The organism is Pedobacter sp. 05L430, from assembly GCF_056397585.1.
Window position 1 is genome coordinate 1 of the sequence record NZ_JBFTNT010000366.1, and the last position, 3,770, is coordinate 3,770.

The following is a 3,770-nucleotide window of genomic DNA, read 5'->3' on the forward strand; positions in this document are numbered from 1 at the left end:
AGTATTTTATATGAAGTACTGTTAAGCTTGCCGTACAGATGTAAAAGCGGCATAAAAACCACTAAAATATGAGGCGGATGCGGCGATGCTATTTCAGCCGACTGATCCAGAATTACTCTTAAAAGATTAGATCCGGAGCGTTGCGTTCCTATAATTTGTATGCCGGTATTGGTCATTCTTGTTAGTTAAAATTAATTCAGTACCTATCCCATAAAGTGTACTGCAGTCCCTATTAGTAAAGAAATAATGATTAAGTATACAGGATTAAATTTAAATCTGAAACTTAAAATAAATGCGACCACAAATAATGCAACATTAATTGGCGTGGAAGGCACTGAGAAAAAGAGCTTTATGCCCGAAGCGATGATCATGCCCACTACTACAGGTTTTATTCCTGCCAATGCATTTTTCATCACCGTTGAGTCTGCATTATTCTTAAATATCTTTGAAACAATGATCATTAAAATAGAAGAAGGTACAAAAATAGCGATTGTTGCCAATGACGCACCGGCCACACCGGCCAATTTATAACCTGTAAAAAACGCACTTACCAGAATTGGCCCTGGTGTTAGCTGGCTAAAAGCAATGCTATCTATGAATTCCTGATTGCTTAACCACTTCAATTCTGTTACAAAGAGGGACTGCATAATCGGGATCATCACATAACCTCCGCCAAAAAGCGAAAGACTGATCCCTGAAAACACGGAGGCAATTTTAAGAAGAATCAGGTCTGTGTTTCGGTACAATCCGGAAATAAAAGCCGCATATAATAACAACAGCGATGACAAGCCTATTTTAGCACCGCTGCTCAAGCGCTCCCATGTAAATTTAGCCCCACCAGTATCAGCTAAATTGGCTAGTTTAAAATAAACACCAATTAACCCGCCAATCAGTATAAGCAACAGAATKATCAGATAGCCTTTAATGAAATAAAGTAATATTATGGAGATTAAACACAGTGCTATTTTACCGTTATGTCCTTTTACTTCCTTTAAAAATATATTTAAACCAGTAGTTAATATGATCGCACTTACAGCTGCTACTGTATAGGCCATTATACCCGAAAGATCCTTAACATGAATGTAATTAAAATAACACCACGACAGCACAAACATCAATATGCAGGCCGGAAGCAGAATCCCCAGCATGCTCACCAGTAAGCCATTTTTTTTGTGCAGATGATAACCAATATACGATACCACGTTTACTGCCAATGGTCCGGGCAATAAACTGGCAATACTAACGGCATTTAATAAGTTTTCCTGACTCAGGGTTTTGTCCTTTTCAATCATTTCCTTTTGAACAACCGCTATTAAAGCCATATGCCCACCAAAAGAAACACATCCTATTTTTAGAAAAGTAAGGAAAAGGTACTTTAAACCCGCTTCCTTTTGCACTATGCTGATATCATCCACGCTATTTCTTTGTTTTTACGGTTATCAATTATTGATTAATCCTGTTTCATTAGTCTATACATATACGCCGAGATCATCAACAAAATGGTAATCACTATCCAAAGCGTGTTGTAACCATACCTTTCTGCAATAAAAAACCCGGCTATAGGACCAACAACCTGCGCTATCGACCAGCAAAGCATATATCCCGCTGCGTACTGGCCCCTGTTAAACTCATTTGCCCTGCTCATTACAAAGGTATTGATAAAAGGCAAAGCAAACATTTCACCAAAGGTGAAGAAAACTATGCACAGGGTGCCCAATACTATAGGACTTCCAAAAGGAAGCAAAAGTACAGCGAATGAACATGCAACTAATATAGCACCTAATACTATAAAAAAAATAGGAGACCTTTTATTCTCAATCTTATGGATCATCACCATTTCAAACAGTGCAATAATGATCCCGTTGAGGCCTAATATCAAGCCTATCTCAAACTCACCTATCTTCCAAATTTCTTTATAAAATACCGGAACAACTCTAAACATCAGAAAAGAGCAGATGATAAAAACAGCGGTTAACAGCAGGAACCTGATAAATACTGCATCTTCCCAGGGCTTACGCACTACAATTCCCTTAACTTTTTCCTTTAAAGCCTTTCTATAGTCTTTAATTTTTGGCAGAAACCATAAGATGCCTAGTCCTGCAATAATACTTACCGTGCCATCAACATAAAACAACAATCTGTAATCGTAAGATGCAATTAAACCACCCATACTTACACCAACTGCCCATCCCATATTCACCGCAAGACGGTTTAAAGAATAAGAACGGGTCTGTAATTCAGGTTTGGCATAGGCTGCTATGGCTACAAAGTTCGCAGGACGAAAGGCTTCCGAAAAGAAACTGATCACAACAGCAAGCGCGCATAACGTATGGAAATGAGTAATATTTGCAAAAAAAAGAAAGAATGTACCACTAACAATAGAGGTCACTATCTGAACCGGTCTAAACCCAATTACATCTGTAAGCTTACCACCTGCTGCTGATCCCATTATAGAGCCGACGCCAAAAAGAGTGATGATTAATCCTGCATCAGAAGCTGGTCTGTGGAGCGATTGCGTTACAAACAAACCCATAAAAGGCACCGCCATATATCCACTGCGGTTGATGAGCATAACAATGCTCAAGATCCAGGTTTCGCGGCTTAAGCCAGTAAATGAAAGTTTATAAGTGCGTGCAATTTCTTTGAATAATAACATAAGTAGCGGAGCTGTGGCAAAGATAATAAAGCAATTAGTTTTTTCTATTTTAGCAAAATACTTTTACGTACATGCAGAAACTTAAAGCCATATTATTCGATTTAGATGGCACACTTATCGACTCAGAATACTTCCATTACCAATGCTGGATAGAAATCCTTGAAACCTACTCGTTATCTATGACTTATGAGGAATGGGTTAATACTTACGCAGGCTACCCACTCCCAGTCAACAGCAAAAAAATTAAAGAAAAATACAATCTCAATATTGGTCTATCTGAACTAATCCTCTGGCGGGAACGCTTAAGCAAAACCGGCTTTTCAACTAGAGATATCAATTTAATGCCCTTTGCCTTGGAAACAATACAGTTTTTTAAGCAAAAAGGACTTAAATTAGCCGTTGTTACCGCTAGCCCAAGACCAGATGTTGATCTGATCTTTGCAAGAAATGGTTTGAGCAACTACTTTGATCTTATGGTTACCAGAACCGATGTTACTTTAACAAAGCCAGATCCTGAATGTTATAATTTCTGCTGTCAGCAGCTTGGACTAAACAAGGATGAGTGCTTAGCTTTTGAGGATACAATTAATGGCCTAAAAGCTGCTAAAGCAGCCAATCTGGTTTGTTATGCTATACAAAGTGATACTTCGCAACATCCTAAGTTAGCTATTGCCGATAAAATATTTACAGACCTAAAACTTGCCAGTGAAAACGCTGCAACGCACTTCACATTATAAAAACAGACATATACTCAACGCATGCTTAAATTCAAACAACTCTTAATTCTATTGCTACTAGCTGCCACGGCCACAGTTGCGCAAGTGAGACCAGAGAAAATAGCCGACAGTCTTTACAAAGCAAAAAACTTTAAAGAAGCTGGCAGGTATTACCTAAAAGCGACCAGGCAAGTCGACTTCGAGGTTCTTAGATCAGATAATTATTATAATGCGGCATGCTGTTATGCCTTAAGTGGTCAAAAAGACAGCGCCCTGGTTTTACTTACAAACGCTGTAAATAGTGGCTATAAAAATATCGATCAAATTAAAAAAGATACTGATCTTGAATCCTTACGTTCCTTACCAGGCTGGCCTAAACTCCTAAATAGCATTAAGAC

4 protein-coding genes are annotated in these 3,770 nt (G+C 38.4%); 2 read left to right on the forward strand and 2 right to left on the reverse strand.

Translation table 11 applies throughout. The features are described from left to right. Window positions 1–203: 203 nt before the first annotated feature. Both chrA and AC1DG9_RS24820 read right to left on the reverse strand, forming a co-directional pair. Window positions 204–1,415, reverse strand: a complete 1,212-nt coding sequence (chrA, locus tag AC1DG9_RS24815) for a chromate efflux transporter (protein ID WP_172662719.1) — start codon at window positions 1,413–1,415, stop codon at window positions 204–206. 35 nt (window positions 1,416–1,450) lie between these two features. Next, complete coding sequence (locus AC1DG9_RS24820) at window positions 1,451–2,656, reverse strand: MFS transporter (RefSeq protein ID WP_337716055.1); 1,206 nt, start codon at window positions 2,654–2,656, stop codon at window positions 1,451–1,453. A 71-nt stretch (window positions 2,657–2,727) separates the two neighbouring features. Between AC1DG9_RS24820 and AC1DG9_RS24825 the strand changes: the two genes are divergently transcribed. Both AC1DG9_RS24825 and AC1DG9_RS24830 read left to right on the forward strand, forming a co-directional pair. After that, window positions 2,728–3,393 carry an HAD family hydrolase gene (locus AC1DG9_RS24825; protein WP_337716053.1) on the forward strand — a complete coding sequence of 222 codons (666 nt, stop codon included), beginning with the start codon at window positions 2,728–2,730 and terminating at the stop codon, window positions 3,391–3,393. 21 nt (window positions 3,394–3,414) lie between these two features. Further along, a partial coding sequence (locus tag AC1DG9_RS24830) for a tetratricopeptide repeat protein (RefSeq protein WP_477635440.1) occupies window positions 3,415–3,770 on the forward strand: 356 nt, incomplete at its 3' end.